This window comes from Geodermatophilus sp. SYSU D01180, from assembly GCF_054050415.1.
Window position 1 is genome coordinate 20,836 of sequence record NZ_JBJGZH010000003.1, and the last position, 25,872, is coordinate 46,707.

Genomic DNA, 25,872 nt, shown 5'->3' on the forward strand with positions numbered 1-25,872 from the left:
CGTGGCGGAGCCGGTGAGCAGGCGCGAGCGGCTGCGCGCCGAGACGCTGCGTGACATCCGGAGTGCGGCCCGCCGCGTGCTGGTCGAGCACGGGCCGGACGGGCTGGCGCTGCGGGCCATCGCGCGGGAGGTGGGGCTGACCGCGCCGGCGCTGTACCGCTACTACGCCAGCCGTGAGGAGCTCGTCGAGCAGGTGGTGGCCGACCTCTACGACGAGCTGGTCGACCACCTGGAGGCCGCCCGCGACGCCGTCGCCCCGCCCCGGCCCGGCGCGCAGCTCCTGGTCACCGCGCGCGCCTTCCGCACGTGGGCGGTCGGCCACCCGGCCGAGTTCGGGCTGCTCTTCGGCTCTGCGGCTGACGGCGTCGTCCCCGACGAGACCGGCGAGGGGCCGGCCGCGGTCGCCGGCCGCCGCTTCGGCGGCGTGTTCGCCGCCCTCCTGGCGGCCGTGTACCTCCAGCGGCCGTTCCCGGTCCCGGCCGACGCCGACCTCGCCCCCGACTTCCAGGAGCAGCTGCGCGCCTGGTGCGCGAAGCTCCCGGTCGAGCTGCCGCTGGGCGTGATGGCGGTCTTCCTCTCCTGCTGGGTGCGCCTGTACGGGCTGGTCTGCATGGAGGTCTTCGGGCACCTGAAGTTCGCCCTGGTCGACGCCGCGCCGCTGTTCGAGGCGGAGATGCGGGCGATCGGGGAGCGGCTCGGCATCTCGGCCGACTGGGTGCCGCCGAGGACGTGACCCGGCTCACTGCTAGCAATCCGCTTGCTGTTGTTAGCAGTGCCCGGTGGCGGGGCAGGAAGAGGGCGTCCGGTCGTCCCCGATCGTTGGAGTCCCTGCCGTGACCGACAACGACAACGCCAAGATCGTCAACCAGCTCCGCGCGCTCGTCCTGCTCAGCCAGACCGAGGAGCAGATCGCCCGCACCCGGGTGCTGCAGGCCCGGACCGACGCCGTCCGCCGCGAGCTGACCCAGAACGCCGACAACGCCGCCGAGCGCACCCGCCTCACCACCGCCGTGCTGCGCGACCTCGGTGGCGTGCCCGACGTCATCACCCCGGCCCTCGGCCGGCTGGCCGCCCTCCTCAAGGCCACCTTCGAGCAGGCCGCGCCCATCGAGGAGGCGCTGCTGCAGGATCTCACCCTCGAGCACCAGCTGCTCGACCGCGCCCTGTACCTCAAGGTGCTCGGCCAGCGGGCCGGCCTGGAGGAGGTCGTCCGGCTCGCCGAGGGGCTGGTCACCGCCCACGAGGCGACCGTCGACTGGCTGCGCGTCGTGCTGGCCGAGGAGGCGCTGGGCGGCCCCGCCGCGCTGCGGCCCACCCCGTTCCAGCAGGTCGCCGGCGCCGCCAGCCGGGCCGTCGTCGCGCCGTACCGGTTCGTCGCCAACCGGGTCAACGAGGCGGTCGACACCGCCGAGCAGCGGCGGCAGCAGGTCGGCGAGGGGCTCGGGCAGGCGGCGAACAAGGCCAGCGGCCTCGCGGGCGCCGTCCGCGAGACCCTGGGCGCCGGCCGGGCCGCCACGCTGCGCCGGGCCGAGCGGGTCGCCGCCCGCGAGGGCAACCGAGAGGCCGCCGACGCCGCCCGGGCCGCCCGCGAGGAGCTCGGCGACGTCTCCGCCGACGAGCTGCCCGTCAAGGGCTTCGACTCGCTGTCCACCCCGGACGCCGCCGAGGCCGCCAAGGCCCTGCGCGACCCGCGCCAGATCAACGTGATCATCCGGTACGAGGAGACGCACAAGAACCGGTCGGACGTGATCAGCGCCGCGCAGGTGGCGCTGGCCGCGGTGGCCAAGGAGGCCGTGGGCGTCGACGACGAGTGACGCCCGGCTGACACGCTCCGGAGGGCCCGCACCCACCCTGGGTGCGGGCCCTCCGCTGACCGGGGGAGATCCGCGTCGCAGCGGGTCGCGACCGTCCGGTTCCTCGGGGAAGGTGGGGACATGCAGATCACTCCCGAGGCCCTGGAGCAGGAGTTCTCGCTCCAGACGGCCGCCACCCGCCTCGACTTCCTGAGCCGGCGGGACTCCGGGGCGACGACTCTGAACACCGTCCGGGACCGGGACGACGACGACTGGACCTCGCTGCTGAGCCAGCAGACCTCCCTCGACGTGCCGGAGTCCCTGGAGATCCTCGCGCTGTGCGAGGTCATCGCCCGCAAGGCCCACGACAGCCAGCTGACCGGCTTCCGCGCCGCGCTGCGCGGCGGGGCGAGCTGGGAGCAGATCGCCGCGGCGCTGGGCGTTCCCCCGGAGGATGCCTGGGAGGCCTACCACCGGGCCATCGAGCGCCAGGAGCGCAGCGCCGCCCTCGCGCCCGACGAGGCCGCCTCCGCGCGCGAGCTCGCCGGCGGCCGCCCCAGCTCGTGACGGACCGACGCGAGGGCCCGGCCGCCGCGGCGGCCGGGCCCTCGTCGTTCAGCGGACCTCGACGCCCCGCCAGAAGGCCACCCTGCCGGTGATCTCCCGCGCCGCGTCCTTCGGCTCGGGGTAGTACCAGGCCGCGTCCGGGTTGGTCCGCCCGTCGACCTCGAGGGAGAAGTAGGAGGCACGGCCCTTCCACGGGCAGGTGGTGTGCGTCGACGACGGGCGCAGCACGTCCGCGCGCACCGACTCGCGCGGGAAGTAGGCGTTGCCCTCGACGGTGACGACGTCGTCGGACTCGGCGATGACGGTCCCGTTCCACGTGGCTGTGGTCATGCGGCGATCGTGCCGCCCACCACCTCGGCCCGCAGGCGTACCGGCGGGCGCGCTGGGCATGTGTGGGATGAGAGGGCGCAGCACATGCCGCCCCGCCCGTCCCTGCACGAGGAGCCCGCCCATGTCCCAGGCCGCCCGACCGCCCGACCCCGACGATCCGCGGCGCGGCATGCAGCCGCGGCCCAAGCGCGGCCGGGCGGTGCTCCTCGGGACCTTCCTCGGCCTGATCGTCCTGGTGTTCGCCTTCATCCTCCTGGTCAGCCAGTGCGGCACGGGGGACGACGACGAGGTGTACGAGGACGACCCGGCCGGCGCCCCGGCGAGCGTCAGCATGGTGCTCGACGACCCCGTCCCGGCCCCGGTCCCGACCTGACCCGCGCGGGGGACGCTGGGGCGCGTCCTCCTGACCAGCGCGTTCGTCGTGTGTGAAGGTGCCCGTCGGACCGCGTGCCACCCCGGCGCCGGTCGGAGCACCGAGGAGCACGTCATGACGAACCCGGGACAGCCCGGCACCCCGCCGCCGGCAGGGGGCCCGCAGCCCGGCCAGCCCGTTCCGCCGCAGGGCGCCTCGCAGCCGGGGAGCTGGCAGCCGCCCGCCGGTGGCCAGCCCGGGCAGCCCGGCGCGTGGGGCCAGCCCCAGCCCGGCCAGCCGCCGTACGGCCAGCCCGGGCAGCCGGTGTCCGGGCAGCCGCAGCCCGGTCAGCCCGCGTTCGGCCAGCCTGGCGCGCCCGGGCAGTTCGGTCCCGGCCAGCCCGGTCAGCCGGCGCCGTTCGGCGGCCCGGCTCCGGCCGGCACGCCCGGCAAGGGCAGGAAGATCGGCGGCGTCGTCGCCGCGGTCGCGGTCGCCGGCGGCATCGCCGCGTTCCGCTTCGTCGACTTCGGCGCCCCCGAGGTCGGCGACTGCATCGTGTCCGAGGGCACCTCCTACGAGACGGTCGGCTGCGACGACTCGTCGGCCGAGGCGCGCATCGTCGGTGTCATCGAGGAGAAGGTGACCGAGAGCGAGTTCTTCGAGGACAGCTACCAGCCCTGCGGCGACTTCCCGACCACCACGCAGGTGCTGTGGGACGGGAGGACCGGCGAGGAGGGCACGGTCTACTGCGCCGAGGGCATCTGATCCCTCGAGCACCGTTGTACGAGCGCCCCGCCGGCCCGGCCGGCGGGGCGCTCGCGCGTTCTCAGCGCTCGAGCAGCGCGAACGTCGCGACGGCGTGCGCCAGCGCCTTCCCCTCCTGCTCGACGTCGGCCTCGCAGATGGTCAGGTGCTCGCCGCGGGTCCGCACCCGCCCGCGCACCTCGAGCGGGCCGGGCCTCCCGGGGCGCAGGTAGGTGACGGTGAGCTGGCTGGTCGCGGGCACCTGGCCGTCGCCGGTCGTGCTGCGCACCGCCTGGCCCATCACCGTGTCGACCAGCGTCGCCACGACGCCGCCGTGCAGCGTGCCCGCCGGGTTCAGGTGCTCGTCGCGGACCTCGAACGCCACCGTCGCGGCGCCGTCGCCGGCGTCCTGCACCGTCGCCCCGAGTCGTCCGGCGAACCCGCCGGGGGTCCCGTCGTCTGCCATGGGGCGCGCGGTACCCGCCCACCGGGCGGTCACGCTCGCGGAACCCCACGGGCGGCACACCCACGGCTAGGGTCCGCCGCCGTGTCGACGCGGCGGAGGACCTGGCCCTGGCTGGCGGCGGCGGTCGTGGTGGTGGCGCTGGCCGCCGTCACGCTCGTCTGGTTCCAGCCGCAGAAGCTCTTCTACGACGAGCGGGTGGACGAGAGCCTGCCGTCGGCGGCCGCGGAGGAGACCCCGGGGACCGGCGACGGCGGGGGAGCGGTGATCACCGTGGCGCCGCCCGGCCCGGTCGACCTGGCCACCGGCACGTTCGTCTCCCGCGAGCACGAGACCGTCGGCACCGCGCGGGTGGTGCGGCTCCCCGACGGGCAGGTCGTCGTCCGGCTGGAGGGCTTCGCGACCTCCAACGGCCCGGCGCTGTACGTGTACCTGTCGCAGAACCCGGCCACCGGCGAGGAGGCCGCGTTCGACGAGGAGTTCGTCGACCTCGGGCCGCTCAAGGGCAATGTGGGCGACCAGAACTACGCCGTGCCCGCGGGGGTCGACGCGACCGGCTGGACGAGCGTCGTCATCTGGTGCGACCGGTTCGACGCCGCGTTCGGCGCCGCCGACCTGGGCCCGGCGACGGCGGCCTGAGCGCGGGTCAGGCCGGCTCGCGGCGCATCGGCACGTGCGGGATCCCGTCCTCCACGTAGCCGGGCCCGCTGAGCCGGAAGCCGAAGCGCTCGTACCAGCCCTGCAGGTGCGCCTGCGCGCCCAGCGTGATCGGGGCGCCGTCGCACAGCTCGATCCCGGCCTCGATCAGCCGCGCGGCCAGCCCCCGCCCGCGCGCGGTGGCGGCGGTGGCGACCCGGCCGATCGCCCGGGTCGCGCCGTCGTCGAGGACGCGGATGGTGGCCAGGACCTGCCCGTCCTCCTCGAACCACAGGTGCCGCGTGGCCGGCTCGGTGTCCCGGCCGTCGAGCTCGGGGTAGGCGCACTCCTGCTCGACGACGAAGACGTCGACCCGCAACCGGCAGAGGGCGTAGACCTCGAACGGGGTGAGCTCGGCGAAGGGGGCGGTGCGGAGGGTCAGCTGCGAGGCGGGCACCCTCCCGTTGTAGCCGACGTCAGTTCCGGGTGCGGTAGCGGCGCATCGTCAGCGGGCCGAGGACGGCAACCAGCGCGGCGGCCCACACCAGCACGAGGACGACGTCGGAGCCAGCGACCGCGCCGTGCACCAGCCCGCGCACCGCGCTGACCAGGTGGCTGACCGGGTTGACCTCGACGACGGCCTCCAGCCAGCCCGGCATCGTGGCGGGGTCGACGAAGATGTTGCTGCCGAACGTCAGCGGCGTGATGACCAGCATGCTCCAGCCCATGACCGCGTTCGGCGTGCGCACGACGAGCGCGAGGTAGGTCCAGATCCAGCCGAGCGCGAAGGCGAAGACCAGCAGCAGCGCCACGGCCGCGAGCACCCCGCCCGGCCCGCCCTGCGGCCGGAACCCGAGCGCGAGGCCCAGGCCGATGACCACCGCCGAGGCGAGGGTGAACCGGACGACGTCGCCGAGCAGCGCGCCGACCAGCGCGCTGGGCCGCCAGACCGGCAGCGAGCGGATGCGGTCGAAGACGCCCTTCTCGATGTCGGTGTTGAGCGCCACCCCGGTGTACATCGTGATCATGAGGATGCTCTGCACGAGGATGCCGGGCAGGAAGAACTGCAGGTAGCGGTCGACCGAGCCGGCCAGGGCGCCGCCGAACAGGTACGTGAAGATCAGCGTGAGCATGACCGGGAAGACGGTGACGTCGAACAGCTGCTCCGGGACGTACTTGATCCGCAGCAGGGTGCGCCGGCCGAAGGTCGCCGACGCCGCCAGCGGCCGCTGCGGCCGCGGGCGTTCCCCCGAGCCGAGGGCGGCGAGGACCGCGTCGGTGTCCGGGGCCGCGACCTCGGCGGAGGCGGTCGCGGCCGGCGGGCTGTCGAGGGTGGTCATCGCGGGTCCTCCGGGTCGGGGGCGGACGGAGCGGCGGTCTCGGCGGGCCGGCCGGTCAGGGCGAGGAAGACCTCGTCGAGGCTCGGCTGCCCGAGGGCGAACTGGGCCAGCGGGATGCCGGCGGCCTCCAGCTCGGTGAGCGCCCGGACGGCCGGCCCGGCGTCGGGCACGGAGGCGGTGAGGGCCGCCGGGTCGCCGTCCTCGGTCACCGGCACGGCCAGCACCCGCTCGAGCAGCTCGCGGGCCGCGCCCCGGCGGGCCGGGTCCCCGACCCGCACGTGCAGCGTGCCCGACCCCACCGACGCTTTCAGCGCACCCGGCGTGCCCTCGGCGATGACGCGGCCGGCGTCGATGACGGAGATGCGGTCGGCGAGCTGGTCGGCCTCGTCGAGGTACTGGGTGGTCAGCAGCACCGTCGTCCCGCCGCGGACCAGTGCCCGCACGACGTCCCACACCTGGTTGCGGCTGCGCGGGTCCAGGCCGGTGGTCGGCTCGTCGAGGAAGATCAGGTTGGGCCGGACGACGATGCTCGCGGCGATGTCGATCCGCCGCCGCATGCCGCCGGAGTAGTTCTTCACCTGCTTGCCCGCGGCCTCGGTGAGGCCGAACGCCGACAGCAGCTGGTCGGTGCGCTGGCGGGCGGCGGCCCGCGAGTAGCCGAGCAGCCGGGCGAGCAGCAGCAGGTTCTCCGCGCCGCTGAGCACCTCGTCCAGGGAGGCGAACTGGCCGGTCAGGCTCACCCGCGCGCGGACGGCGTCGGCGTCGGTGACGACGTCGTGGCCGAACACCCGGGCGGTGCCGCCGTCAGGTGGGAGCAGGGTGGCCAGCATCCGGATCGTCGTCGTCTTGCCGGCTCCGTTGGGGCCGAGGAAGCCGTGCACGCCGCCCTGCGGGATCAGCAGGTCGACCCCGGCGACCGCCGTCGTGGTGCCGAAGCGCTTGACCAGGCCCACGGCCTCGATCGCCGGGACCCCGTCGCTCCCGCGCGCCTGCCCACCGGCCGGCGCCGCATCACCGACGTACGCCGTCACGTGCCCCACCCCCTGCTCCCCGAGTCGGGTGCCCGCACGGTGCCGCGCGGGTCTGACGCTTCTGACCGGGGAGGGGGCGGCGACTCATCGGTGTCGGACCCCGGGCCCAGCGTGCGCGGCCGTGCAGGGACCCGGGCCCGCCCCGCCACCGTCGTCGGAGGTGGTGGCGGCGCGCTTCCGGCGGCAGGGGCGCCGCGACACCGCCCCGGAGCTGGCGGTGCGGCGGCGGCTGCACGCCCGCGGCGTCCGCTACCGCGTCGACGTCCGGCCCCGGCCCCGTCCAGAGGCTCGCCGCGAGCTTGCGAGGGGTGAGGAGGACGGGGTCCTTACCGGGTGCCTCTGGCACGGCTGCCCGGAGTGCGGGCACCTGCCGAGGGCCAACCGCGACTGGTGGGCGGCGAAGCTCGCGGGCAACGTGGCGCGCGACCGCTGCACTTCGGCCACCGTGCAGGGGCCCGCCGCGAGCGTGCGAGTGGTGGGGGGCACGGTGGTCCTTACCGCCGTCGCCGACGCCGTCTGCGCAGCCCTCGGCCGCTGAGCCCCCGGCGGGTCAGTCGTGGGCGCGGCCCCCGCGTGCCCGCTGGACGGCCGGGCTGCCGATCCACAGCCAGCCGAGCAGCAGCGCCACCACGCCGCCGGTGAGCAGCGCCTGCGGGAGCGCGAAGAGGAAGTCGACCACCAGCACCACCGCGGAGACGATCGCGACGGCGAGCACGCACAGCCCGAGGAAGGCGTTGCGGTTGCTGCGCCGCAGCAGGTCCTCCTTGTCGTGCTGGCGGAACAGCGCCCGGTGCTGCGCGGCCGGGGCGATGAGCAGTGCGGTGGCCACCACGGCGGCCACCAGCGTCACGAAGTAGACGTCGCGCTGGAAGTCGGTCGCGCGCGACGTCGCCTGCTGGAACGGCACGATCAACAGGAAGGCGAAGAGGAACTGCACCCCGGGCAGCGCCACGCGCAGCTCGTTGAGCAGCTCCATCAGCTCGCGGTCGATCCGCTCGGGACGGCTCTCCCGCCGACCGTCGTCCGCGCCGTCGGCCCCGTACTGGGCGGGGACCGGCCGGGCCTCCCGTCGTGCCCGCTGACCAGAGCCCGTCGTCGTCATCGTCGCGTGCTCCCTCCGTGACCGGCCGCCCCGTGGATCCCGTGATCCCGGCCGTTCACGGGCCGTGTACCCGCCGGACGTCCGGTGATCACCTGCTGCTCACCCGGTGGGTGGGGCGAACACCCCGGCCGGGTAGGGGAGGGCCATGTCGATGTGGGAGCCGATGACACCGAACCGGTACCGCCCGGACGACGAGGTCGCCGCCGCCGACCCGGGCGCCGGCGCACCGCCGCCGGCCGAGGGGTTCGGCGTCGGCGGCGAGGAGCCCGACCGCCCCGAGCAGGACGGCGGGTCGCCCGCTGACGCCGACGGCGGGGACACGGTCTTCCGCACGCCCGACCCCGGCGAGGTGCGGCGGGGGACGGGCGCCGGCTAGAGCAGCGGGCTGGGCGCCGTCCCGGGGGCCTCGTCGGGCTGGTCGGGCTCGCGCAGGTCGTGCGCGGCGCGCACCCGGTAGGCGGGGTAGACGTCGATGCTGCCCTCGGAGGTCTCCACGTAGCACCAGCCCTCGGTGAACAGGACGTGGCAGCGCTCGTGCACCTCGCGCGCCGTCGGGAGCCCGCCGGGCTCGGTGATCTCGACGCGCGCGGCCCGGTGCCACTGCCCGGGCCTGACCCTCCGGAAGTCCATGGCGGTCACCGTGGCACCGGCCGGGCGGCGCGGCCAGCCGTGCGCCGGGCGTCTCGTACCGTCGAGGGCGTGGACCTGACCGTGCTGCCCCCGCGGACCCCCGACGAGCTCGACGCCATGCGCGAGGCCGGGCGCGCGGTGGCGCGGACGCTGGCCGCGGTGCGGGCGGCGGCGGTCCCCGGCGTGCGGCTGCGCGAGCTCGACGACCTCGCCAGGACCACGATGTACGAGGCGGGCGCGACGTCGTCGTTCCTCGGCTACAAGCCGGCGTGGGCGCCGACGGCCTACAACGGCGTGCTGTGCCTGTCGCCCAACGAGGTCGTCGTGCACGGCCGCCCCAGTGGCCAGCGGCTGAAGGACGGCGACCTGCTCAGCGTCGACTGCGGCACGGTCGTCGACGGCTGGAACGGCGACGCCGCGGTCTCGCTGCTGGTGGGGGAGCGGGCCTCCGACGACGACGCGCGGCTGGTCACCGCGACCGAGGAGGCGCTGGCCGCGGGCATCGCCGCCGCGGTGCCCGGCGCGACGCTGCAGGACGTCGCCCGCGCCGTCGACGACGTCGCCCGGCGGTACGGCTACGCGCACCTGCCCGACCACGGCGGGCACGGCATCGGCCGCTCGATGCACGAGCCGCCGTTCGTGCCCAACCGGCCCTCCGCCGGCCTGGACCGGGTGCGCCTGCACGCCGGCAGCACCCTGGCGATCGAGCCGATGCTGCTGGCCGGGGGCGACCGCTACAAGCACAAGAAGGACGGCTGGGCGGTGGTCACCGCCGACGGCCGGCGTGCCGCGCACGTCGAGCACACCGTCGCGGTGACCGACGACGGCCCGGTGGTGCTCACCGCGCCCTGAGGTCAGCGGCGCCGGCGCCGGGTCATCGCCCGGCGGACCGCGCGCCGCTGCGCCGCGGCCAGCGGGGGCGGCGCCCAGGACGCCGTCGGCGGCTGCAGCGCGGTGCCCAGCTCCACGCGCAGCAGGTCCAGGGCGTCGAGCAGGGCGCCGTGCTGCGACCAGGCGGCGGGGTCGGCCCGGGGGTCGACGACCAGCGCCTCGGCCAGCCGGGCGCGCAGCGCGAGCAGCGTCTCCAGGCGGGCGGGGTCGATGCCGGCGGCCGGCCCGGTGCCGACCGCCACGGCCGCGACGTCGCGCAGGCTGGTCGCGACGGCGACCAGCAGGTCGGCCAGCGCCTCCCGCGCCGGCCCCGACCACGCCCGGTCGGCGTCGTCCTCGGGCAGGAAGTAGGTGCGGTCCAGCAGGACGCGGGCGACGTTGCGCAGGGTGACGTGCACCCGCTCGAGCGCGGTCAGCGTGTTCCGCAGCCGCGGCTGGGCCTCCCGCGCCGCCCGCCCGCGCGGGTTGAGGCGGGCGCTCTCCTCGGTGCGGGCGAGCCGGCGGTCGGCGCGGGCCACCTCCGTGCTCACCGCGCGGGCGCGGGCCAGCAGCTCGTCGGTGAGGCGGCGCGACCACGGACCGCGCAGCGCCGCGGCGAGGTCCTCGCAGAACCCGGTCATGCGCTCGGCCAGCTCCGCGATCGCCTGGCCGGCGGGCTGGACGTAGAGCGGCGGCGCGACGACCAGGTTCACCAGCACCCCGACCGCCGCGCCGACCAGCGTCTCGTAGACGCGGTCCAGCGCCGCGCTCTCCGCCCCGCCGACGGCCAGCACGAGCATCGCGCTGATGGGCACCTCGGCCAGGTGCGGCCCCAGCCGCAGCAGCCGGCCGACGACCAGCGAGAGCCCGACCACCAGCCCGAGGCTCCACCAGGACAGGCCGACGACGGAGGCGAACAGCGCCGCGATCAGGACGCCCGCGGTGACGCTGGCGATCCGCTCCCAGCCGGTCGCCAGCGTCTCGTACATGGTCAGCTGGACGACGAGCAGCGCGGTCAGCGGCGCGAGGACCGGCGAGCTGCTGGTGTCCAGCCAGGTCGCGACCTGGAACGCCAGCACCGCGGCGAGCACGGTCTTGCCGGTGCGCAGCCCCGGGGTGCGCCCGCGCCGGACCAGCCGGGGCAGCCGGCGGGGCAGGGCGTGCGGTCCCGTCACGGGGGTCGGTGTGCCCGCGGAACGGGCCCGGACACGCGCCGGCCGCCGTCCGCGGGGTGCGGACGGCGGCCGGGGACGGGCGGGGTCAGCCGAGGCCGAGCGCGGTCGTGGCCCGGTCGACCAGGGAGAAGTGCCCGGCCGCCCAGAACACCAGGGCCGCGGCCGCGAGCCCGCCGACGGTCACCACCGCCGAGCTGACCGGGTGCTGCCTCGCGTGCTGCCACGCCGCGACCGCCTTGCGGCGGAACGCGGCGAAGAACCGCCGCGCCCAGTCGAACTCCGTCGACCACACCCACAGCCCGACCAGGATCGGCGGGATCGTGAGCGGCCCGGGCAGCACCGTGAGCGCGAGGCCGAGCAGCACGAACAGCAACCCGGCGGCGAACACCGCGACCCGGTACGCCACGTGCAGCGGCGGGTTCTGCCGGATGCGGTCGCGCCACGAGCCCGGGCGCACCTCCCGGGGCCGGCCGAGGCCGTCGGTGCAGTCGGGGCAGACGGTGGCGCCGTGGCCGCCGGGGGACCGGTCGGCCACGGTGTTGCCGGAGAACGCCGTCGTGCGGGTGTCGGTACGGGACACGGGTCCCTCCCGGGTCGGTGCGGGCGGTGCGGCGGGTCGGGACCGCGGTCAGCGGCGGGCGACGCCCTTGGCGACCTCGCCGGGCCGCTGCTGCTCGCCCGCGTAGGAGCTGACGGCGACCAGCGCGCCGGTCAGGGCCGGGATGACCCACTGCAGCGAGTCCAGCTGCTGCTGCGCGTGGGCGATCTCGGCCTTGGTGCGCTTGGTCGGCTTGGTGCCGGACTTCGCCGAGGGGTTGTCCTGGCTGTTGACGACCTGGCCCAGCGAGCGGCTGTAGGCGGTGACACCCAGCGCGGCGGCGGTGAGCAGGGTCTTGACGGCGGACATGCCCGCCACGCCCTCCTGCTGGGCCACCCGGCGGCGGTTGCCGATGAGCTGGCCGACGCTGCCCACCAGGTGCGCGCCGATGGCCAGCGCGTTGACCGGCGTCCACCGGTTCCAGCCGGTGTTGGCGACCCGGCCGGCGTCCCCGCCGGCGTCCGCCGCGGCGGCGTTCAGGGCCACGGCGTTGGCCAGCGTGCCGCCGAACCAGGCGGACAGGCCGAGGTCGTGCAGGGCGCGGGACAGGGTGTTGCGGGCCATCGGGACTCTCCTGGAGGGGTAGGGATCGGGGAACCGCCCCCTACCCGCTCCGCTGGAGGCCATGCCCGGGGAGGGCAAGCGGATCGTGCACGACCCGCTGGGGCGTCAGGTCCCGTAGCGGACCGCGGCGCGGGCGCGCGCCTTGGCCGCCTCGACCTCCCGGTCCTTCGGCGGCGCCGTCGTCACCAGGGACTCCAGCAGCCGGGCGGACGCGGCGGTGACCTCCTCGACGGCGCGCTCGAAGGCCTCGGTGTTGGCCCGGGACGGGTGCGCGGACCCGCTGATCTTGCGGACGTACTGCAGCGCCGCGGCCCGGACCTCGTCCTCGGTGGCCGGCGGCTCGAAGTTCGACAGGGGGCGGATGTTGCGGCACATGCGGCGCAGCGTAGGACCGGGGTACGACCGCGGGGCCCCGCCGACGACGGGGCCCTGCGGTCGGTCAGACGCCGAAGCCGGCCCGGTCGACCCGGCGGTGGTAGCGGGTGCCGAGCTTGCCGCCGAGCAGGGCGCCGACCAGCGTGGCGACCAGGACCGCCGCCAGCGTGACGATCCCGGCGGTGGTCGCGGTGCCCTCGTCGATCGGGATTCGTGGCAGGTTCAGCTGCTGCAGCACGTTGTACTGCGCGCCCAGCGCCGTCCCGGCCACGGCCAGCAGCACGACGACGAGCAGCCCGATCAGCCACACCGCCAGCCCCTGCCGGGCGCCGTCGAAGCGGGCCATCCGCCCGGCCACGTAGCCACCGGCGAGGTAGGCCAGGAACAGGACGACCAGCAGCGCGATCCCGCCGGCGACGCCGAGGGCGCTGGTCGGGTCGGACGGGACGTCCTCGACGCCGTCGACCTCGGCGAGGCTGAGCCCCACCCCGGCGGCGGCCAGCAGCGCGACGAGGACGACGGCCAGCCCGTTCGCCGACAGCCAGCCGAAGAACGCCGCTCCCCACTTGATCCCGCCGAAGCGGTCCCGCTGCGCGTCGATCGCGTCGCGGGCGGCGCCGCGGGTCGCGTGCGCGCCCTCGGTGGTCGCCGTCGCGTCGTGGTCGTGGTGGGTACGGTCGGTGCTCGCCATCGGACCTCCTCGTGGTGGGGGAGTGCTGGCCCGCCCGCTACCCCCTTCCGGACCTGCGCGAACGGTGTCACCCGCTGGGAGGACACGTGACCGTCCTGCTCGTCGACGCCGCCAACGTCGTCGGCGCCCGCCCCGACGGCTGGTGGCGCGACCGCGCCGGCGCGACCACCCGGCTGCTGCGGCGGCTGGCCGGCGCGTCCCTCCCGGAGGACGTCGACGAGGTGGTGGTCGTCGTCGAGGGCGCCGCGCGGGCCGTGCCGGCCCCCGACGGCGTCCGCCTGGTGCGCGCGGCCGGCAGCGGGGACGACGCCCTGGCCGCGGAGGCCGCCGCGCTGGCCGACGCCGGCCGGGCGGTGCTCGCGGTGACCGCCGACCGCGGCCTGCGCGCCCGCCTGCCCGGGGGCACCGACGTCCGCGGGCCCGGCTGGCTGCTCGGCGTGCTCGATCGCATGGCGGGCAACCGACCGGGGTAGCCGGGGAGGATCGCCGAGCCGAGGAGTCGTCCCCGCATGCCCCAGACCGTGCTCATCACCGGTGCCTCGAGCGGCATCGGCCGCGCCACCGCCCGCCTGTTCGCCCGGCGCGGCGCGTCGCTGGTCCTGCTGGCGCGCGGCCGCGAGGCGCTGGAGGAGACCGCGGCCCAGGTCCGCGCGGAGGGCGCGGCCGACGTCGTCGTCTGCCCGGCCGACGTGCTCGACGAGGACGCGCTGCGCGACGTCGTCGAGGGCACCGTGGTCCGCTCCGGCCGCCTCGACGTCGTCGTGCACGCCGCGCAGGTGATCGCCTACGGGCGGATCGAGGACGTGCCGAAGGCGGTGTACGAGCGGGTCGTCGACACGGCGCTGCACGGCACCGCCAACCTGGCCCGCGTCGTCCTCCCGCAGTTCCGCCGCCAGGGCGCGGGGCACCTCGTCGTCGTGAGCTCGCTGCTCGCCTCGGTGACCACCCCGCTCATGGGCAGCTACATCACCGCCAAGTGGGGCCAGCTCGGGCTGATCCGCGTCCTGCAGCAGGAGACGCGCGACGCCGCGGGCATCCACGTGTCGGCGGTGGCGCCGGGCGGGGTGAACACCCCGATCTACTCGCAGGCCGGCAGCTACATCGGCCTCAAGGGCCGCCCGCCGATCCCGATCTACTCGCCGGAGCGGGTCGCCCGCTCGGTCGTCGCCCGGCTGGACCGGCCGCGCCGGCTGATCCAGTCCGGCTTCGCCAACCCGGTCGTCATCCTCGGCTTCCGGTTGTTCCCGGCGGTCTACGACGCCCTCGTCGGGCCGCTGCTGCGCGTGTTCGCCCTCGCCGACGACCACCGGACGGAGCCGACCGAGGGCAACGTCTTCGAGTCCCGGCCGGCCGGCAACGCCGAGGAGGGGCGCTGGCACGGCATCCCGTGAACGGCGTGTTCCGTTCCGTCCCACCCCGTTGACCCGCCGGGCGCCGCCGGGCCACGCTGACCGGGCCGCCGACCCGGGGAGCCGCCGTGACCGTCCGCCGCACGACCCTCGGCGGCCACACGTACGAGTTCCCCACGCTCGTCGAGCTGCTGGCGAAGGCGACGCCGCTGCGCTCCGGGGACGTGCTCGCCGGGTGCGCGGCCGGGTCGGCCGCCGAGCGGGTGGCCGCCCAGACGGTGCTCGCCGACCTGCCGCTGGCCACCTTCCTCGACGAGCAGGTGGTCGGCTACGACGAGGACGACGTCACCCGGCTGGTCCTCGACACCCACGACGCCGCGGCGTTCGCGCCGGTCGCGTCGCTGACGGTGGGCGAGTTCCGCGACCGGCTGCTGGCCCGGGCGGCGGCCGGCGACGAGGCGTCGATCAGCGCCCTCGCGCCCGGCCTCACCCCGGAGATGGTCGCGGCGACGTCGAAGCTCATGCGCAACGCCGACCTGGTCGCCGTCGGCCGGCGGACGCGGGTGGTGACCGGGCTGCGCAGCACCATCGGCCTGCCCGGCACGCTCGCCTCCCGGCTGCAGCCCAACCACCCCACCGACGACCCGGTGGGCGTCACCGCCTCGATCGTCGACGGGCTGCTGCACGGCTCCGGCGACGCGGTCATCGGCATCAACCCGGCCACCGACTCCCCGGCCCGCACGGTGGCGCTGCTGGAGCTGGTCGACGCGGTGATCGGCCGCTACGGGATCCCGACGCAGTCCTGCGTGCTCGCCCACGTGACGACGACCCTGCGCGCGCTGGAGCAGGGCGCACCGGTGGACCTGGTGTTCCAGTCGGTCGCCGGCACCCAGGAGGCCAACCGCGGCTTCGGCGTCACCCTCGACCTGCTCGCCGAGGCCCGCGCCGGGGCGCTCGCGCTGGGCCGCGGCACCGTCGGGGAGAACGTGACCTACTTCGAGACGGGGCAGGGGTCCGCGCTGTCGGCCGGCGCGCACCTCGGCGTCGGCGGGCGGCCGGTGGACCAGCAGACGCTGGAGGCCCGCGCGTACGGCGTCGCCCGGCACTTCCGGCCGCTGCTGGTGAACACCGTCGTCGGGTTCATCGGCCCGGAGTACCTCTACGACGGCAAGCAGGTGCTGCGCGCCGGGCTGGAGGACCACTTCTGCGGCAAGCTGCTCGGCCTGCCGATGGGCGTGGACGTCTGCTACACGAACCACGCCGAGGTCGACGGCGACGACACCGACTCCCTCGTGCTGCTGCTCGGCGCGGCCGGCTGCTCGTTCGTCATCGCCGTCCCGGGCTCGGACGACGTGATGCTGCACTACCAGTCGCTGTCGTTCTCCGACGTCCTCACCACCCGGCAGGTGCTCGGCCTGCGCCCGGCCCCGGAGTTCGAGGCGTGGCTGGCCCGGATGGACCTGCTCGACGACGCCGGCCGGGTGCGCGAGCTCGCCCCCGACGCCCCGGCCGCGCGGGCCCTCCTCGCGGCGGCGTCCTCGTGAGCGCGCCGGACCTCGCCGGGAACGACCCGTGGGCGGTGCTGCGGTCCGCGACCCGGGCGCGGGTGGCGCTCGGGCGGGCCGGGGACGCGCTGCCCACGCACCGCGAGCTGGAGTTCCGCGCCGCGCACGCGGCCGCCCGGGACGCCGTCCACTCGCCGCTCGACGTCGACGCGGTGCGCGCGGCCCTGGCCGGGGAGGTCCTGACCGTCGCCTCGGCCGCGCCCGACCGCGCCACCTACCTGCAGCGCCCCGACCTCGGCCGGCAGCCGGCGGAGGGGACGGCGCTGCCGCGGACCGGCGCCGACCTCGCGCTCGTGCTGGCCGACGGCCTCAGCCCGCGGGCGGTGCAGGCGCACGGGCCGGGGCTGGCCGCCGCGCTGCTGGAGCGGCTGCCCGGCTGGTCGGTCGCGCCGCTCGTCGTGGCCACCCAGGCGCGGGTGGCGCTGGGCGACGCGGTGGGGGAGGCCCTCGGCGTCCGCGCCGTCGTGGTGCTGATCGGCGAGCGGCCGGGGCTGTCGTCGGCGGACTCCCTCGGCGTCTACCTCACCTGGGACCCGCGGCCGGGACGGGTGGACTCCGAGCGCAACTGCGTGTCCAACGTCCGCCCGCCGCACGGGCTGTCCTACGCGCAGGCCGCCGACACGGTGGCCGCACTGCTCTCCTCCGCCCGCGAGCTGGGCGCCTCCGGCGTCGCGCTCAAGGACGAGGGGCCGGTGCTCCCCGCGGGCGGGGTCAGCTGAAGAACGCGTCCATCGCGGCCTGGTCGGTGTGCGCGTCCCAGAACTCGGCGACCCGCCCGTCCTGGAAGCGGACCAGCTGAGCGGCGAGGACGTCGAGGTGCCGGTCCCCGCGTGAGGCGGTGAACCGGACGACCGCCACGCCGTCGGTGTCGTCGGCGAAGGCGGATCTCACCTCGACCCGGAAACTGCCCTCGGTGACCTCGAACACCAGGCCGAAGAGGCCGACGACCTCCTGCGGACCGGTGTAGTCGCCGGCGAGCGGGTGCGCTCCGGGCTCGTGCCACCGGACGTCGTCGGTCCACAGCTCGGGGAGGCGGCCGAGGTCGCCCTTGCCGAAGGCCTCGTAGCCCGCCAGCAGCACGGTGAGGTGGGGGTGCGGGGAGCCGGTCACGGTCGCCTCCTCGTCGTCGGCCGGTCAGCTGAAGAACGCGTCCATCGCCCCCTGGTCGGTGTGCGCCTGCCAGAACTCGGCGACCAGCCCGTCCTCGAACCGGACGAGGTCGGCGGCGAGCACGTCGAGTTCCCGGTCGCCGCGGGAGGCGGTGACCCGCACGATCGCCACGCCGTCGGTGTCGTCGGCGGAGGCCGCCTGCAGGTCGACGCGGAAGGTGCCCCCGCTCAGCACGAACACCCGGCCGAAGAGCTCGAAGACCTCGTCGATGCCGGTGTAGTCGCCGCTGAGCCGGTTCTGCCCGGGCTCGTGCCAGCGGATGTCCGGGCGCCAGAGCTCCTGCAGCCGGTCGAGGTCGCCCTTGCCGAACGCCTCGAACGCCTCGTGCAGGCGGACGACGTTGGGGTGCGCCGTACCCGTCACGCCGGGGGCTCGCCGAAGAAGGCGTCGAGGACGCCCTGCTCGGTGGGGCAGTTCCAGAACTCGGCCAGCTTCCCGTCCCCGTCGAAGCGGGCGACCTGGGCGCTCAGCGTGTCCAGGTGAGCGGTCCCGCGGCGGGCCGTGAACCGGACCAGGGCGATGCCGTACTCGTCGTCGGCGCACATCTGCACCGGCTCGACGCGGAGGCTGTTCTCGGTCAGCTCCATGAGCCGGGCGAACATCCCGAAGACGGCCTGCGGTCCCTCGTAGTCGCCGGCCAGCTCGGTGGTGCCCTGCTCGTGCCAGCGGACGTCCTCGCGCCACTGCTCGGTCAGGAAGGCCAGGTCGCCCTTGGCGAACGCCTCGTAGCCCTCGCGGCTGCGGACGAGGTTGGGGTGCTCGGACACGGTGCTCTCCCTCCCGAGGACGGGTCCCCCGTGGACGGCGCGAGCAGTGTCGACCCGGCGCGGGAGAGGGAGGAGGGGGTGCTGCGCCGCCCGGTGTGGCGGTCGCCGTCCGTCCGTGCGGGGGTGACCTGGGTCAGCGCCGACGGCGGCGCGGCAGGCGCAGCCACCGGCGCGGTGCCGGCACCCCGACCGGGCCGGGCGGCTCCGCCCCGTGCGGCTGCGCCTCCGGCGCGGCGGCGAGGGCGGCCGCGTGCCGCTCGTGCAGCCGGGCGCGGACGTCCTCGGGCGTGTACGCCCGGCGCTGCCGCTCGCCGCGGGCGAGCACCGCGCCGGTGGCCGCGACGCCGGCCAGCCCGGCGAGGCCGAGGATCTTCCAGAGCCGCGTCGGTGACCGCACGGTCGCCTACCGTAGCCGCGTGACCGGCCCGCGCACGCTCCCTCTCGACGACGCGGTCGACCTGACCCGCACCGGCGACGTCTGGGTGTTCCGCGGCGGCTCGCCGGCCGACCGGGTGATCCGCGCGGTGACCAACGCGCCGGTCAACCACGTCGGGATGGCGGTGGTCCTCGACGACCTCCCGCCGCTGCTGTGGCACGCCGAGCTCGGCCGCTCGCTGCCCGACGCCTGGACCGGGCAGCACCAGCGCGGCGTCCAGCTGCACGACCTGCGGGACGCCGTCGTCACCTGGCGGCGGCGGTACGGCCAGCGGGCGTGGCTGCGCCAGCTGGTCGGCCCGGCCGACGACGGCGGGGTGACCCGCGCGATGGAGGACGCCGTCCTGCGCACGGTCGCCCGCCTCGACGGCCGGCCGTTCCCGACCACCCGCGGGCTGGTCCGCGGCTGGCTCAGCGGCCGGCTGCGCCGGGGCACCGCGGCCGAGACGGTGTTCTGCGCCGAGCTGGTGGCCGCCACCTACGCGGCCATGGGACTGCTGCCGGCCGACCGCCCGCGCAACTGGTACGACCCGGGCAGCTTCTGGTCGGGCGACGACCTGCCGCTGCTGCAGGGGGCCACGCTGGGGCCGGAGGTCCCGGTCGAGGTGCCCGCCGGGAACTGACCCCGCCGGCGCGGTTCCCGGCGCTGCCACCGGGTAGCACGGGAGAACTGTCAGACCCCGGCGGTAGGCATGACCTCGTTCCCCCCGGCGTTGTACGGAGCACGGGGAACCGCCCACGGAGGCTCGTCATGGCCACCACGACCCTCACCGTCGTCCCCCTCCCCGCGAGCACGCACCCCGGCCCGTCCGACGCCGCCGGGGACCTGCTGGCCGTCGCCTGGGCGCCCGGCGTGGCGCCGCCCCGCGAGATCGCCGTCCGGCCGGAGCTCTACGAGCGCCTGGGCGTGCAGCTCGGCTGGCACGGCACCGGTCCGCGCTCGCTCGGCGAGCCGGCCGGCGTGCCGGTCGTCGTCGACCCGCGGCTGCCCGCCAGCCCCGGCTTCGAGGTGCGCCGGGTCCGGCCCGTCGTCCGCCGCTGGTCCGGCGCCGCGGCCGCCTGAGGAAGGACCCCCTCCTCCCCACCCCTCGCAGGCCCGGGGCGGGCCCCGGGAGGGGGCCGGCGACGCCGGGACGTGCGCTGCCGGGTCCCGCCCTCAGGCGGTGAGCGCCAGCCGGTCGCCCAGCTCGAGCACGGTGTCCCCGGGCTGCTCGACGCCGTCGTCGTGGGTCACGCAGACGACGACCCGGCCGGCCAGCGCGGCGCGCAGGTCCCGCACCAGCGCGGCCGCCGTCGGCGGGTCCAGGTGGGCGGTCGGCTCGTCGAGCAGGACGACGTCGCGGTCGGCCAGCAGCGCCCGGGCCGCGGCCAGCCGCCGCCGCTCGCCGCCGGACAGCGCGGTTCCGCCGGCGCCGACCGGGGTGTCCAGGCCGTCGGGCAGCCCGGCCAGCAGCGGGCCGAGGCCGGCGGCGGTGAGCGCGGCGGTCATCCGCGCCTCCCCGCCGGGGCCGGCCAGCTCGCCGCGCGGGGCGGCCAGGGCCAGGTTGGCGCGGATCGTCGAGGCGAACACGTGGGCGTCCTGCGGCAGCCAGGCGGTGCGCGCCCGGACGGCCGCGCCGGTCAGCCGGGCGGTGTCGACGCCGCCGAGCGCGTAGCGCCCCGCCCGCGGGCGCAGCGCGGCGAGCAGCACGGCGAGGAAGGTCGACTTGCCGGCGCCGGACGGGCCGCGGACCACCAGCCAGCCGCCGTCGGCGGCCGCCCGTGCGGTGAGGCCGCGCAGCACGTCCGGGCCGCCGGGCCAGCCGGTGACGAGACCGGTGACGGCGAGGTCGCGCACCGGCGCGGGGGCGGGCAGCGGCTCGGCGGGATCGGCGGGCACCGGGGCGGTGAGGACGGCGTCGAGGCGGGCGCGGGCGTCGGCCAGCGCGCCGCGGCGCTGCAGCGCGGACACCAGCCCGGCCAGCGGCTCGGCCAGCGCCAGCGGGGCCAGGCCGAGGACCGCGACCTCCGGGCCGCCCAGACCCGACGCCGCCCCGACCGCGGTGGCGGCCACGGCGGCCAGCCCGGTGCCGAGGACGACCAGGCCGGTGCCGAGCGCGCCGGCCCGGGCGCCGGCCGCGGCGACGGCGGACCGGCGGCCGGCCACCGCGGCGAGGTCGGCGGCGGTGGCGGCGGCGAGGCCGTGCGCGCGCAGGTCGGCCGCGCCGTCGAGGGCGGTGGTGACGTCGCGCAGCGCGGCCACCCGCAGCGCGCCCTCGGTGCGGGCGGCGCCGGCGTCGACCCGCCGGTGCACCAGCAGCACGCCGGCCGCGGTGAGCCCGAGGACGAGCGCCGCGGCGCCCGCGGCGGCCGGCGAGAGCAGCGCCAGGCCGGCCAGCGTGAGCACCGGGACGGCGGCGGCAACCGCCGCGGGCGGCACCACCCGCACCGACAGGTCCTGCACCAGGCCGACGTCGCCGACCACGCGGGCCAGCGCGCTGCCCGGCGTCCGGTCGGCGGCCACGCCCTGCGCGGCCAGTGCCCGCCACACGCGCACCCGCAGGTCGGCGGCCATCCGCAGGGCGGCGTCGTGCGCGGTGAGCCGCTCCACCCAGCGCAGCGCCGCGCGGCCGATACCGAAGGCGCGCACGCCGACGATGGCGACCATCAGCGTGAGGATCGGCGGCATCTCCGCGGCCCGGACGATCAGCCAGCCGCTCACCGCGGTGAGCGCGACGCCCGCGCCGGCCGAGGCGGTGCCGGCCGCGACCGCCCGCACCAGCGCCCGCCGCGGCCAGCCGAGCCCCGTCGCCGGGGTGCTGGTGGCGGGGGCGGCCGGCTCCGGTCCCGCGAGATCGGTGGTCTCGTGGCCATCAGCCGCCGATCGCCACGAGACCGCCGATCTCGCGCCGGGGGACGCCGGGACCGCGGGCCCCGCCAGCGTCACCGTGCGGTCGGCGAGCGCCGCCAGCGCCGGGTCGTGGGTGACCAGCAGGACCGTGACCGTGCCGCGCAGGCCGGCCAGGACGGCGGCGACGCGGGCGGCCGAGGCCTCGTCGAGGTGCGCGGTGGGCTCGTCGAGCAGCAGGAGACGGGCGCCGCGGCGCACTCGGACCAGCGCCCGCGCGACCGCCACCCGCTGCAGCTCGCCGGGGGAGAGGGTGGTGCAGTCCCGCCCGGCCAGCGCCTGCGCGCCCACCCGCTGCAGCGCCTCGACGACGAACGCCTCGGCCACCACCGCGTCCACGCCCGGCGAGGCGGCGGCGTGCCGGCGCAGCTCGTCGGCCACCGTGCGCGCCGTCGTCCGGGGGTGCTGCGGGACCAGCGCGACCGCGCCGGCGGGGACGCCGGTGACGCTGCCGGCGACGTCCGCGGCCGGGTCGAGCGCGCCGGTGAGCGCGGCCAGCAGGGTCGACTTGCCGGAGCCGCTGGGGCCGCGGAGCACGACCAGCTCGCCCGGGCGCAGCGCGAGGTCCAGCGGCGGGAGGGCGGGCAGCGCGCGGCCGGGGTGGCGCACGGTCAGCCCGGAGACGGCGACGTCGGCGCCGCGCGGGTCGTCGTCGTCCGCCGCCGGGGGAGCGGGGGCGACCGGGGCGGCGAGCACGGCGCGCGCCTCCGCGGCGGCCAGCGTGGCGGCCTCGCCGGCGTGGTGGGCGGTGCCGAGCGCGCGCAGCGGCGCGAACGCCTCGGGGGCGAGCAGCAGCGCGGTGAGCCCGACGGCGAGCGCGAGGTCGCCGTGCACCAGCCGCAGGCCCACGGTGACCGCGACCAGCGCCACCGACAGCGTGGCGATCAGCTCGAGCACCAGCGCGGACAGGAACGCCAGGCGCAGGGTGGCCAGCGTGCGGCGGCGGGTGGCCTCGCCCAGCTCGGCGAGCGCGGTCACCTGGTCGGCGGCGCGGCCCAGGCCGACCAGCACCGGCAGGCCGCGGACCAGCTCGGCGACGTGCGCGGCCAGCCGGTCCAGGGCGCGGGCGGCGCCGGTGGTGCCGTCGCGGGTGGCCAGCCCCACCAGCACCATGAACAGCGGCACCAGCGGCAGGGTGGCCGCGACCAGGCCGGCCGAGAGCAGGTCGGTGGCGGCCAGCGCGACCAGCAGCACCGGCGGGACGACGGCGGTCTGCGCGAGCGCCGGCAGGTAGGTGGCCAGCGCGGGCGCGAGGTCGGCCAGCCGGGTGGTGGCCAGCACCGCGGCCGGCGCCGGGCCGCCCGCTGCGGCGACCGCGGCGGGGGATGCGGCCAGCCGGTCGAGCAGGGAGCGGCGCAGCGCGTCCTCGGCGCGGCGGGCGTCGCGGACGGCGGCCCGCTCGCCCAGCGCCCCGGCGACCGCCCGCAGCACGGCCCCGGCGGCGGCCAGCGCGAGCGGGCCGCTCAGGGCTCCGTCGGCGTACCCGGCGGCGCGGGCGACGGCGTGCGCCAGGCCGGCGGCGAGCAGCACCAGCCCCGCCGTCGAGCCGAGGGCGGCGGCCGCCGCCCGGGCCAGCGCGCCGGGCAGCCCCGGCACGCCGGCCAGCGGGGCCAGCGGCCCCCGGGCCGGGGCGGCAGAGATGGCCGTTTCTGCCGTCACGCGGCCACCGGCTCGGACTGCGGCTCGGCGGTCAGGCGCTTCCGGAACACCCAGTAGGTCCAGGCCTGGTAGGCGAGCACCACCGGCAGGCCGACCGCGGCCACCCAGGTCATCACGGTGAGCGTGTAGTCGCTGACCGAGGCCTCGGCGATGGTGACGTCGAAGGCCGGGTCGACCGTCGAGGGCACGACCACCGGGTAGGCCGAGCCGAACAGCGTGGCCGCCGAGGCGAGCAGGACGGTCGCCCAGCCCGCGAAGGCCTGCCCCTCGCGGTCCAGCCGCACCCGGGTCCAGGTCACGACGACGGCGAGCGCGGCCACCAGCCACAGCGCGCCGGTGAGCGCCGTGCCCGAGCGCAGCTGCACCAGCCCGGCCCACGCCAGCAGGGGCAGCGCGGCCACCGGCGACCAGCGCAGCGCGAACGCCCGCGCCCGCAGCCGCAGCGGGCCGTCGGTCTTGAGCGCGAGGAACAGCGCGCCGTGCACCAGCGAGTAGCCGACCACCGCGGCCGCGCCGAGCAGGGCGGACCAGCCGAGCCCGGCGAACGCGCCGCCGACCCGGGTGCCGTCGGCGTCGATCGGCAGGCCGAGGGTGGTGGCGGCCAGCGCCGCGCCCACGCCCGCCGCGGCCACCAGCGAGCCGCCGGTGATGACGCGGGTCCAGGCGGCGTCCCAGCGCGGGTCGTGCGAGCTGTGCCGCCACTCGAAGGCCACCGCCCGCACGATCAGACCGAGCAGCACCAGGACGAAGGGCAGGTACAGCGCCGGCAGCCAGGTGGCGTACCAGCCGGGGAAGGCGGCGAACACCGCGCCGGCGGCGGTGATCAGCCAGACCTCGTTGCCGTCCCACACCGGGCCGATCGTGCGGAGCATGAGGTGGCGGTCGGCACGCCCGTCGACAGCACCGCGGCGGCCGAGCACCGGCAGCAGCGCGGCGACGCCGAAGTCGAACCCCTCGAGCAGCAGGAAGCCGGTCCACAGCACCGCGACGGCGGCGAACCACAGGGTCTGCAGGTCCATGTCAGGCACTCCGGTCAGTACGCGAAGGAGAGGACGTCGTCGTCGGCCCGGTCGTCGCCCGGGCGCGGGTCGTCGTCGTCCCGGCGGGACGACCCGACCGCCGGCGGGGTCGGCGTCGTGTCCCCGGTGGTGACGCCGCGGCGGGCCAGCCGGACGAGGAGGAACAGCTCGACCACCGCGAGGGCGCCGTAGAGCAGGCCGAGGCTGATCAGCGACGTCCAGACCTCGGCGGCGGTGATGCCGGGGGAGACGGCCTGGGCGGTGAAGAACCACACCTGCTCGTCCACGGGCACGTCCGGGTTCGGGTAGACGACGAAGGGCTGGCGGCCCATCTCGGTGAACACCCAGCCGGCCGCGTTGGCCACGAACGGCGCGCCGACGGCCAGCAGCGACCCGTGGACGCCGATCCGCGACGTCGGCACGCGGCCGCGGCGGGTGGCCCACAGCGCGTACGCCGCGACGCCGGCCGAGACCGCGCCCATGCCGATCATGAGCCGGAAGCTCCAGTAGGTGACCGCCAGCACCGGCGTGTAGTCGATCTCCTGGCCGGCGCGGTCCCCGAACGACGGGTCGTCGGGGTAGGTGGCGCCGTAGACGGCGGCGTACTCCTCCTGCAGCTCGTTCACGCCCGGGACGGCGGTCTCGAAGTCGCTGTGGGCGAGGAAGGAGAGCAGGCCGGGGACGGTCCAGCTGTGCACGTCGTCGCACTCGTTGGAGCCGAGCTTGCCCCAGGCGAAGACCGAGAACGGCGCGGGCGCCTCGGTCTCGCACAGCGCCTCGGCCGAGCTCATCTTCAGCGGCTGCTGGGCGTACATGAGCTTGCCCTGCCAGTCGCCGGTGACGGCGACCAGGACGAACGCGGCCAGCGACACGTACCCGCCGAGCCGCACCGAGCGGCGCCAGACCGCGTGGTCGACGTCCGTGGTGGGGGCGCCGGCCAGCTTGCGCCTGCGCAGCTGGTACAGGCCGATGCCGACGAGCAGGGCACCGGCGACCATGAGCGCGGCGACGATCGCGTGGCTGAACGCGGCCAGGGCGGTGTTGTTGGTCAGGACGGCGAGGAAGTCGACCTGCTGCGGGCGGCCGTCCTCGCCGACGGTGACGCCGACCGGGTGCTGCATCCACGAGTTGGCCGCGATGATGAAGTACGCGCTGACGATGGAGCCGATCACCGCGGCCCACAGCGCCGCCAGGTGCAGCTTCTTCGGGATGCGGCCCCAGCCGAAGATCCACAGGCCGAGGAAGGTCGACTCGAGGAAGAAGGCGAGCAGCGCCTCCATCGCCAGCAGCGAGCCGAACACGTCGCCGACGAAGCGCGAGTACTCGCTCCACGCCAGGCCGAACTGGAACTCCTGGACCAGGCCGGTGGCCACGCCGAGCACGAAGTTGACCAGGTAGACGCGGCCCCAGAACCGGGTCATCCGCAGCCACTCGGGCTTGCCGGTGCGCACCCAGAAGGTGTGCATGACCGCCACCAGGATCCCCAGTCCGATGGTCAGGGGGACCATCAGGAAGTGGTAGACGGTCGTGATGCCGAACTGCCACCGGGCGATGTCGAGCACGTCCACGCGCGCTGCTCCTCGTCTGTGCCGCTCTCGAGCCGACACACTCTTTCTACGCTCTGTAGAAGTCGTTTTCTACGCCGCGTAGACGATCGGCGTGTGAGGTCGCGGACAGGCAGGGACCTTCGTCCCGCCGGGCAGGGACCAGGGGCACGACGGCCCGGTGGGGCGCGTTCTACGCTGGGTAGAGAAGCCGAG

General features: G+C 76.6%; 33 protein-coding genes. 14 read left to right on the forward strand and 19 right to left on the reverse strand.

The annotated features are described in order from the left end of the window. Position 1: 1 nt before the first annotated feature. The 3 genes from ACI8AA_RS04040 (at position 2) to ACI8AA_RS04050 (ending at position 2,360) form a co-directional block, all read left to right on the forward strand. Positions 2-733 carry a TetR/AcrR family transcriptional regulator gene (locus ACI8AA_RS04040; RefSeq protein WP_457043238.1) on the forward strand — a complete coding sequence of 244 codons (732 nt, stop codon included), beginning with the start codon at positions 2-4 and terminating at the stop codon, positions 731-733. Between the two features lie 100 nt (positions 734-833). Beyond that, a complete protein-coding gene (locus ACI8AA_RS04045; RefSeq protein ID WP_457043239.1) occupies positions 834-1,814 on the forward strand; it encodes a ferritin-like domain-containing protein in 981 nt (326 codons plus the stop codon). 120 nt (positions 1,815-1,934) lie between these two features. Beyond that, complete coding sequence (locus tag ACI8AA_RS04050) at positions 1,935-2,360, forward strand: hypothetical protein (protein ID WP_457043240.1); 426 nt, start codon at positions 1,935-1,937, stop codon at positions 2,358-2,360. A gap of 48 nt (positions 2,361-2,408) precedes the next feature. On the opposite strand, the gene ACI8AA_RS04055 is transcribed toward ACI8AA_RS04050, so the two are convergent. Further along, a complete protein-coding gene (locus tag ACI8AA_RS04055; protein ID WP_457043241.1) occupies positions 2,409-2,690 on the reverse strand; it encodes a DUF427 domain-containing protein in 282 nt (93 codons plus the stop codon). 121 nt (positions 2,691-2,811) lie between these two features. Between ACI8AA_RS04055 and ACI8AA_RS04060 the strand changes: the two genes are divergently transcribed. Then, positions 2,812-3,063 (forward strand): hypothetical protein, encoded by a 252-nt coding sequence (locus tag ACI8AA_RS04060; RefSeq protein WP_457043242.1) that lies wholly within the window; start codon positions 2,812-2,814, stop codon positions 3,061-3,063. Between the two features lie 114 nt (positions 3,064-3,177). Then, positions 3,178-3,807, forward strand: a complete 630-nt coding sequence (locus ACI8AA_RS04065; RefSeq protein WP_457043243.1) for an LppU/SCO3897 family protein — start codon at positions 3,178-3,180, stop codon at positions 3,805-3,807. 61 nt (positions 3,808-3,868) lie between these two features. On the opposite strand, the gene ACI8AA_RS04070 is transcribed toward ACI8AA_RS04065, so the two are convergent. Beyond that, on the reverse strand, positions 3,869-4,252 hold the full coding sequence (locus ACI8AA_RS04070; protein ID WP_457043244.1) for a PaaI family thioesterase: 384 nt from the start codon (positions 4,250-4,252) through the stop codon (positions 3,869-3,871). Positions 4,253-4,333: 81 nt separating this feature from the next. Between ACI8AA_RS04070 and ACI8AA_RS04075 the strand changes: the two genes are divergently transcribed. Further along, positions 4,334-4,888, forward strand: a complete 555-nt coding sequence (locus ACI8AA_RS04075) for a DM13 domain-containing protein (RefSeq protein WP_457043245.1) — start codon at positions 4,334-4,336, stop codon at positions 4,886-4,888. 7 nt (positions 4,889-4,895) lie between these two features. Here ACI8AA_RS04075 and ACI8AA_RS04080 read toward each other — a convergent pair whose 3' ends face one another. The 4 genes from ACI8AA_RS04080 to ACI8AA_RS04095 form a co-directional block, all read right to left on the reverse strand. Continuing rightward, positions 4,896-5,342 carry a GNAT family N-acetyltransferase gene (locus ACI8AA_RS04080; protein ID WP_457043246.1) on the reverse strand — a complete coding sequence of 149 codons (447 nt, stop codon included), beginning with the start codon at positions 5,340-5,342 and terminating at the stop codon, positions 4,896-4,898. Between the two features lie 19 nt (positions 5,343-5,361). Next, positions 5,362-6,225, reverse strand: a complete 864-nt coding sequence (locus ACI8AA_RS04085) for an ABC transporter permease (RefSeq protein WP_457043247.1) — start codon at positions 6,223-6,225, stop codon at positions 5,362-5,364. Continuing rightward, complete coding sequence (locus tag ACI8AA_RS04090; protein WP_457043248.1) at positions 6,222-7,256, reverse strand: ATP-binding cassette domain-containing protein; 1,035 nt, start codon at positions 7,254-7,256, stop codon at positions 6,222-6,224. The genes ACI8AA_RS04085 and ACI8AA_RS04090 overlap by 4 nt, the downstream gene beginning before the upstream one ends. Positions 7,257-7,806: 550 nt before the next feature. Beyond that, on the reverse strand, positions 7,807-8,358 hold the full coding sequence (locus ACI8AA_RS04095) for a DUF6328 family protein (RefSeq protein WP_457043249.1): 552 nt from the start codon (positions 8,356-8,358) through the stop codon (positions 7,807-7,809). A gap of 163 nt (positions 8,359-8,521) precedes the next feature. Here ACI8AA_RS04095 and ACI8AA_RS04100 point away from each other — a divergent pair, with 163 nt between their 5' ends. After that, positions 8,522-8,734, forward strand: coding sequence for a hypothetical protein (locus tag ACI8AA_RS04100; protein ID WP_457043250.1), 213 nt, complete (start codon positions 8,522-8,524; stop codon positions 8,732-8,734). On the opposite strand, the gene ACI8AA_RS04105 is transcribed toward ACI8AA_RS04100, so the two are convergent. After that, positions 8,731-8,988, reverse strand: coding sequence for a hypothetical protein (locus tag ACI8AA_RS04105; protein WP_457043251.1), 258 nt, complete (start codon positions 8,986-8,988; stop codon positions 8,731-8,733). The genes ACI8AA_RS04100 and ACI8AA_RS04105 overlap by 4 nt on opposite strands. A gap of 69 nt (positions 8,989-9,057) precedes the next feature. On the opposite strand from ACI8AA_RS04105, the gene map reads away from it, so the two are divergent. After that, a complete protein-coding gene (map, locus tag ACI8AA_RS04110) occupies positions 9,058-9,840 on the forward strand; it encodes a type I methionyl aminopeptidase (protein WP_457043252.1) in 783 nt (260 codons plus the stop codon). Between the two features lie 2 nt (positions 9,841-9,842). On the opposite strand, the gene ACI8AA_RS04115 is transcribed toward map, so the two are convergent. The 5 genes from ACI8AA_RS04115 to ACI8AA_RS04135 form a co-directional block, all read right to left on the reverse strand. Further along, the gene (locus ACI8AA_RS04115) at positions 9,843-11,033 is read right to left on the reverse strand and encodes an FUSC family protein (RefSeq protein ID WP_457043253.1); all 1,191 of its coding nucleotides are present in this window, start codon (positions 11,031-11,033) and stop codon (positions 9,843-9,845) included. A gap of 85 nt (positions 11,034-11,118) precedes the next feature. Further along, complete coding sequence (locus tag ACI8AA_RS04120) at positions 11,119-11,613, reverse strand: PGPGW domain-containing protein (protein WP_457043254.1); 495 nt, start codon at positions 11,611-11,613, stop codon at positions 11,119-11,121. Between the two features lie 48 nt (positions 11,614-11,661). Then, a complete protein-coding gene (locus tag ACI8AA_RS04125) occupies positions 11,662-12,195 on the reverse strand; it encodes a hypothetical protein (RefSeq protein ID WP_457043255.1) in 534 nt (177 codons plus the stop codon). Between the two features lie 105 nt (positions 12,196-12,300). After that, positions 12,301-12,570: a DUF2277 domain-containing protein gene (locus ACI8AA_RS04130; protein WP_457043256.1), complete on the reverse strand. Its 270-nt coding sequence runs from the start codon at positions 12,568-12,570 to the stop codon at positions 12,301-12,303. 64 nt (positions 12,571-12,634) lie between these two features. Continuing rightward, on the reverse strand, positions 12,635-13,261 hold the full coding sequence (locus tag ACI8AA_RS04135) for a hypothetical protein (protein ID WP_457043257.1): 627 nt from the start codon (positions 13,259-13,261) through the stop codon (positions 12,635-12,637). Between the two features lie 86 nt (positions 13,262-13,347). Between ACI8AA_RS04135 and ACI8AA_RS04140 the strand changes: the two genes are divergently transcribed. From ACI8AA_RS04140 to eutC, 4 genes are all read left to right on the forward strand, one after another. Then, positions 13,348-13,734: a hypothetical protein gene (locus ACI8AA_RS04140; RefSeq protein ID WP_457043258.1), complete on the forward strand. Its 387-nt coding sequence runs from the start codon at positions 13,348-13,350 to the stop codon at positions 13,732-13,734. 36 nt (positions 13,735-13,770) lie between these two features. Next, positions 13,771-14,652: an SDR family NAD(P)-dependent oxidoreductase gene (locus ACI8AA_RS04145; protein WP_457043259.1), complete on the forward strand. Its 882-nt coding sequence runs from the start codon at positions 13,771-13,773 to the stop codon at positions 14,650-14,652. An 86-nt stretch (positions 14,653-14,738) separates the two neighbouring features. Beyond that, positions 14,739-16,154, forward strand: a complete 1,416-nt coding sequence (locus ACI8AA_RS04150) for an ethanolamine ammonia-lyase subunit EutB (RefSeq protein ID WP_457043260.1) — start codon at positions 14,739-14,741, stop codon at positions 16,152-16,154. Beyond that, the gene (gene eutC / locus ACI8AA_RS04155) at positions 16,151-16,894 is read left to right on the forward strand and encodes an ethanolamine ammonia-lyase subunit EutC (RefSeq protein ID WP_457043261.1); all 744 of its coding nucleotides are present in this window, start codon (positions 16,151-16,153) and stop codon (positions 16,892-16,894) included. Before ACI8AA_RS04150 ends, eutC begins: the two co-directional genes overlap by 4 nt. Here eutC and ACI8AA_RS04160 read toward each other — a convergent pair. The 4 genes from ACI8AA_RS04160 to ACI8AA_RS04175 all read right to left on the reverse strand — a co-directional run bounded on the left by ACI8AA_RS04160 (position 16,887) and on the right by ACI8AA_RS04175 (position 18,509). Further along, positions 16,887-17,285, reverse strand: coding sequence for a nuclear transport factor 2 family protein (locus ACI8AA_RS04160; protein ID WP_457043262.1), 399 nt, complete (start codon positions 17,283-17,285; stop codon positions 16,887-16,889). The genes eutC and ACI8AA_RS04160 overlap by 8 nt on opposite strands. A gap of 24 nt (positions 17,286-17,309) precedes the next feature. Beyond that, positions 17,310-17,708, reverse strand: coding sequence for a nuclear transport factor 2 family protein (locus ACI8AA_RS04165; RefSeq protein ID WP_457043263.1), 399 nt, complete (start codon positions 17,706-17,708; stop codon positions 17,310-17,312). Next, complete coding sequence (locus tag ACI8AA_RS04170; protein WP_457043264.1) at positions 17,705-18,112, reverse strand: nuclear transport factor 2 family protein; 408 nt, start codon at positions 18,110-18,112, stop codon at positions 17,705-17,707. Before ACI8AA_RS04170 ends, ACI8AA_RS04165 begins: the two co-directional genes overlap by 4 nt. Positions 18,113-18,245: 133 nt before the next feature. After that, entirely contained in the window at positions 18,246-18,509 is a 264-nt protein-coding gene (locus tag ACI8AA_RS04175) for a hypothetical protein (RefSeq protein WP_457043265.1), read from the reverse strand. Between the two features lie 19 nt (positions 18,510-18,528). On the opposite strand from ACI8AA_RS04175, the gene ACI8AA_RS04180 reads away from it, so the two are divergent. Continuing rightward, entirely contained in the window at positions 18,529-19,170 is a 642-nt protein-coding gene (locus tag ACI8AA_RS04180; RefSeq protein ID WP_457043266.1) for a hypothetical protein, read from the forward strand. A 128-nt stretch (positions 19,171-19,298) separates the two neighbouring features. Further along, a complete protein-coding gene (locus ACI8AA_RS04185; RefSeq protein ID WP_457043267.1) occupies positions 19,299-19,610 on the forward strand; it encodes a hypothetical protein in 312 nt (103 codons plus the stop codon). Between the two features lie 93 nt (positions 19,611-19,703). Here the strand turns inward: ACI8AA_RS04185 and cydC are convergent, their stop codons facing one another. From cydC to ACI8AA_RS04200, 3 genes are read right to left on the reverse strand one after another with little or no spacing between them, the layout of a single operon-like run. Next, positions 19,704-23,093 carry a thiol reductant ABC exporter subunit CydC gene (gene cydC, locus ACI8AA_RS04190; RefSeq protein ID WP_457043268.1) on the reverse strand — a complete coding sequence of 1,130 codons (3,390 nt, stop codon included), beginning with the start codon at positions 23,091-23,093 and terminating at the stop codon, positions 19,704-19,706. Beyond that, positions 23,090-24,112, reverse strand: coding sequence for a cytochrome d ubiquinol oxidase subunit II (gene cydB, locus ACI8AA_RS04195; RefSeq protein ID WP_457043269.1), 1,023 nt, complete (start codon positions 24,110-24,112; stop codon positions 23,090-23,092). The genes cydC and cydB overlap by 4 nt, the downstream gene beginning before the upstream one ends. Before the next feature lie 14 nt (positions 24,113-24,126). Then, the gene (locus tag ACI8AA_RS04200) at positions 24,127-25,680 is read right to left on the reverse strand and encodes a cytochrome ubiquinol oxidase subunit I (protein ID WP_457043270.1); all 1,554 of its coding nucleotides are present in this window, start codon (positions 25,678-25,680) and stop codon (positions 24,127-24,129) included. Positions 25,681-25,872 lie beyond the last annotated feature (192 nt).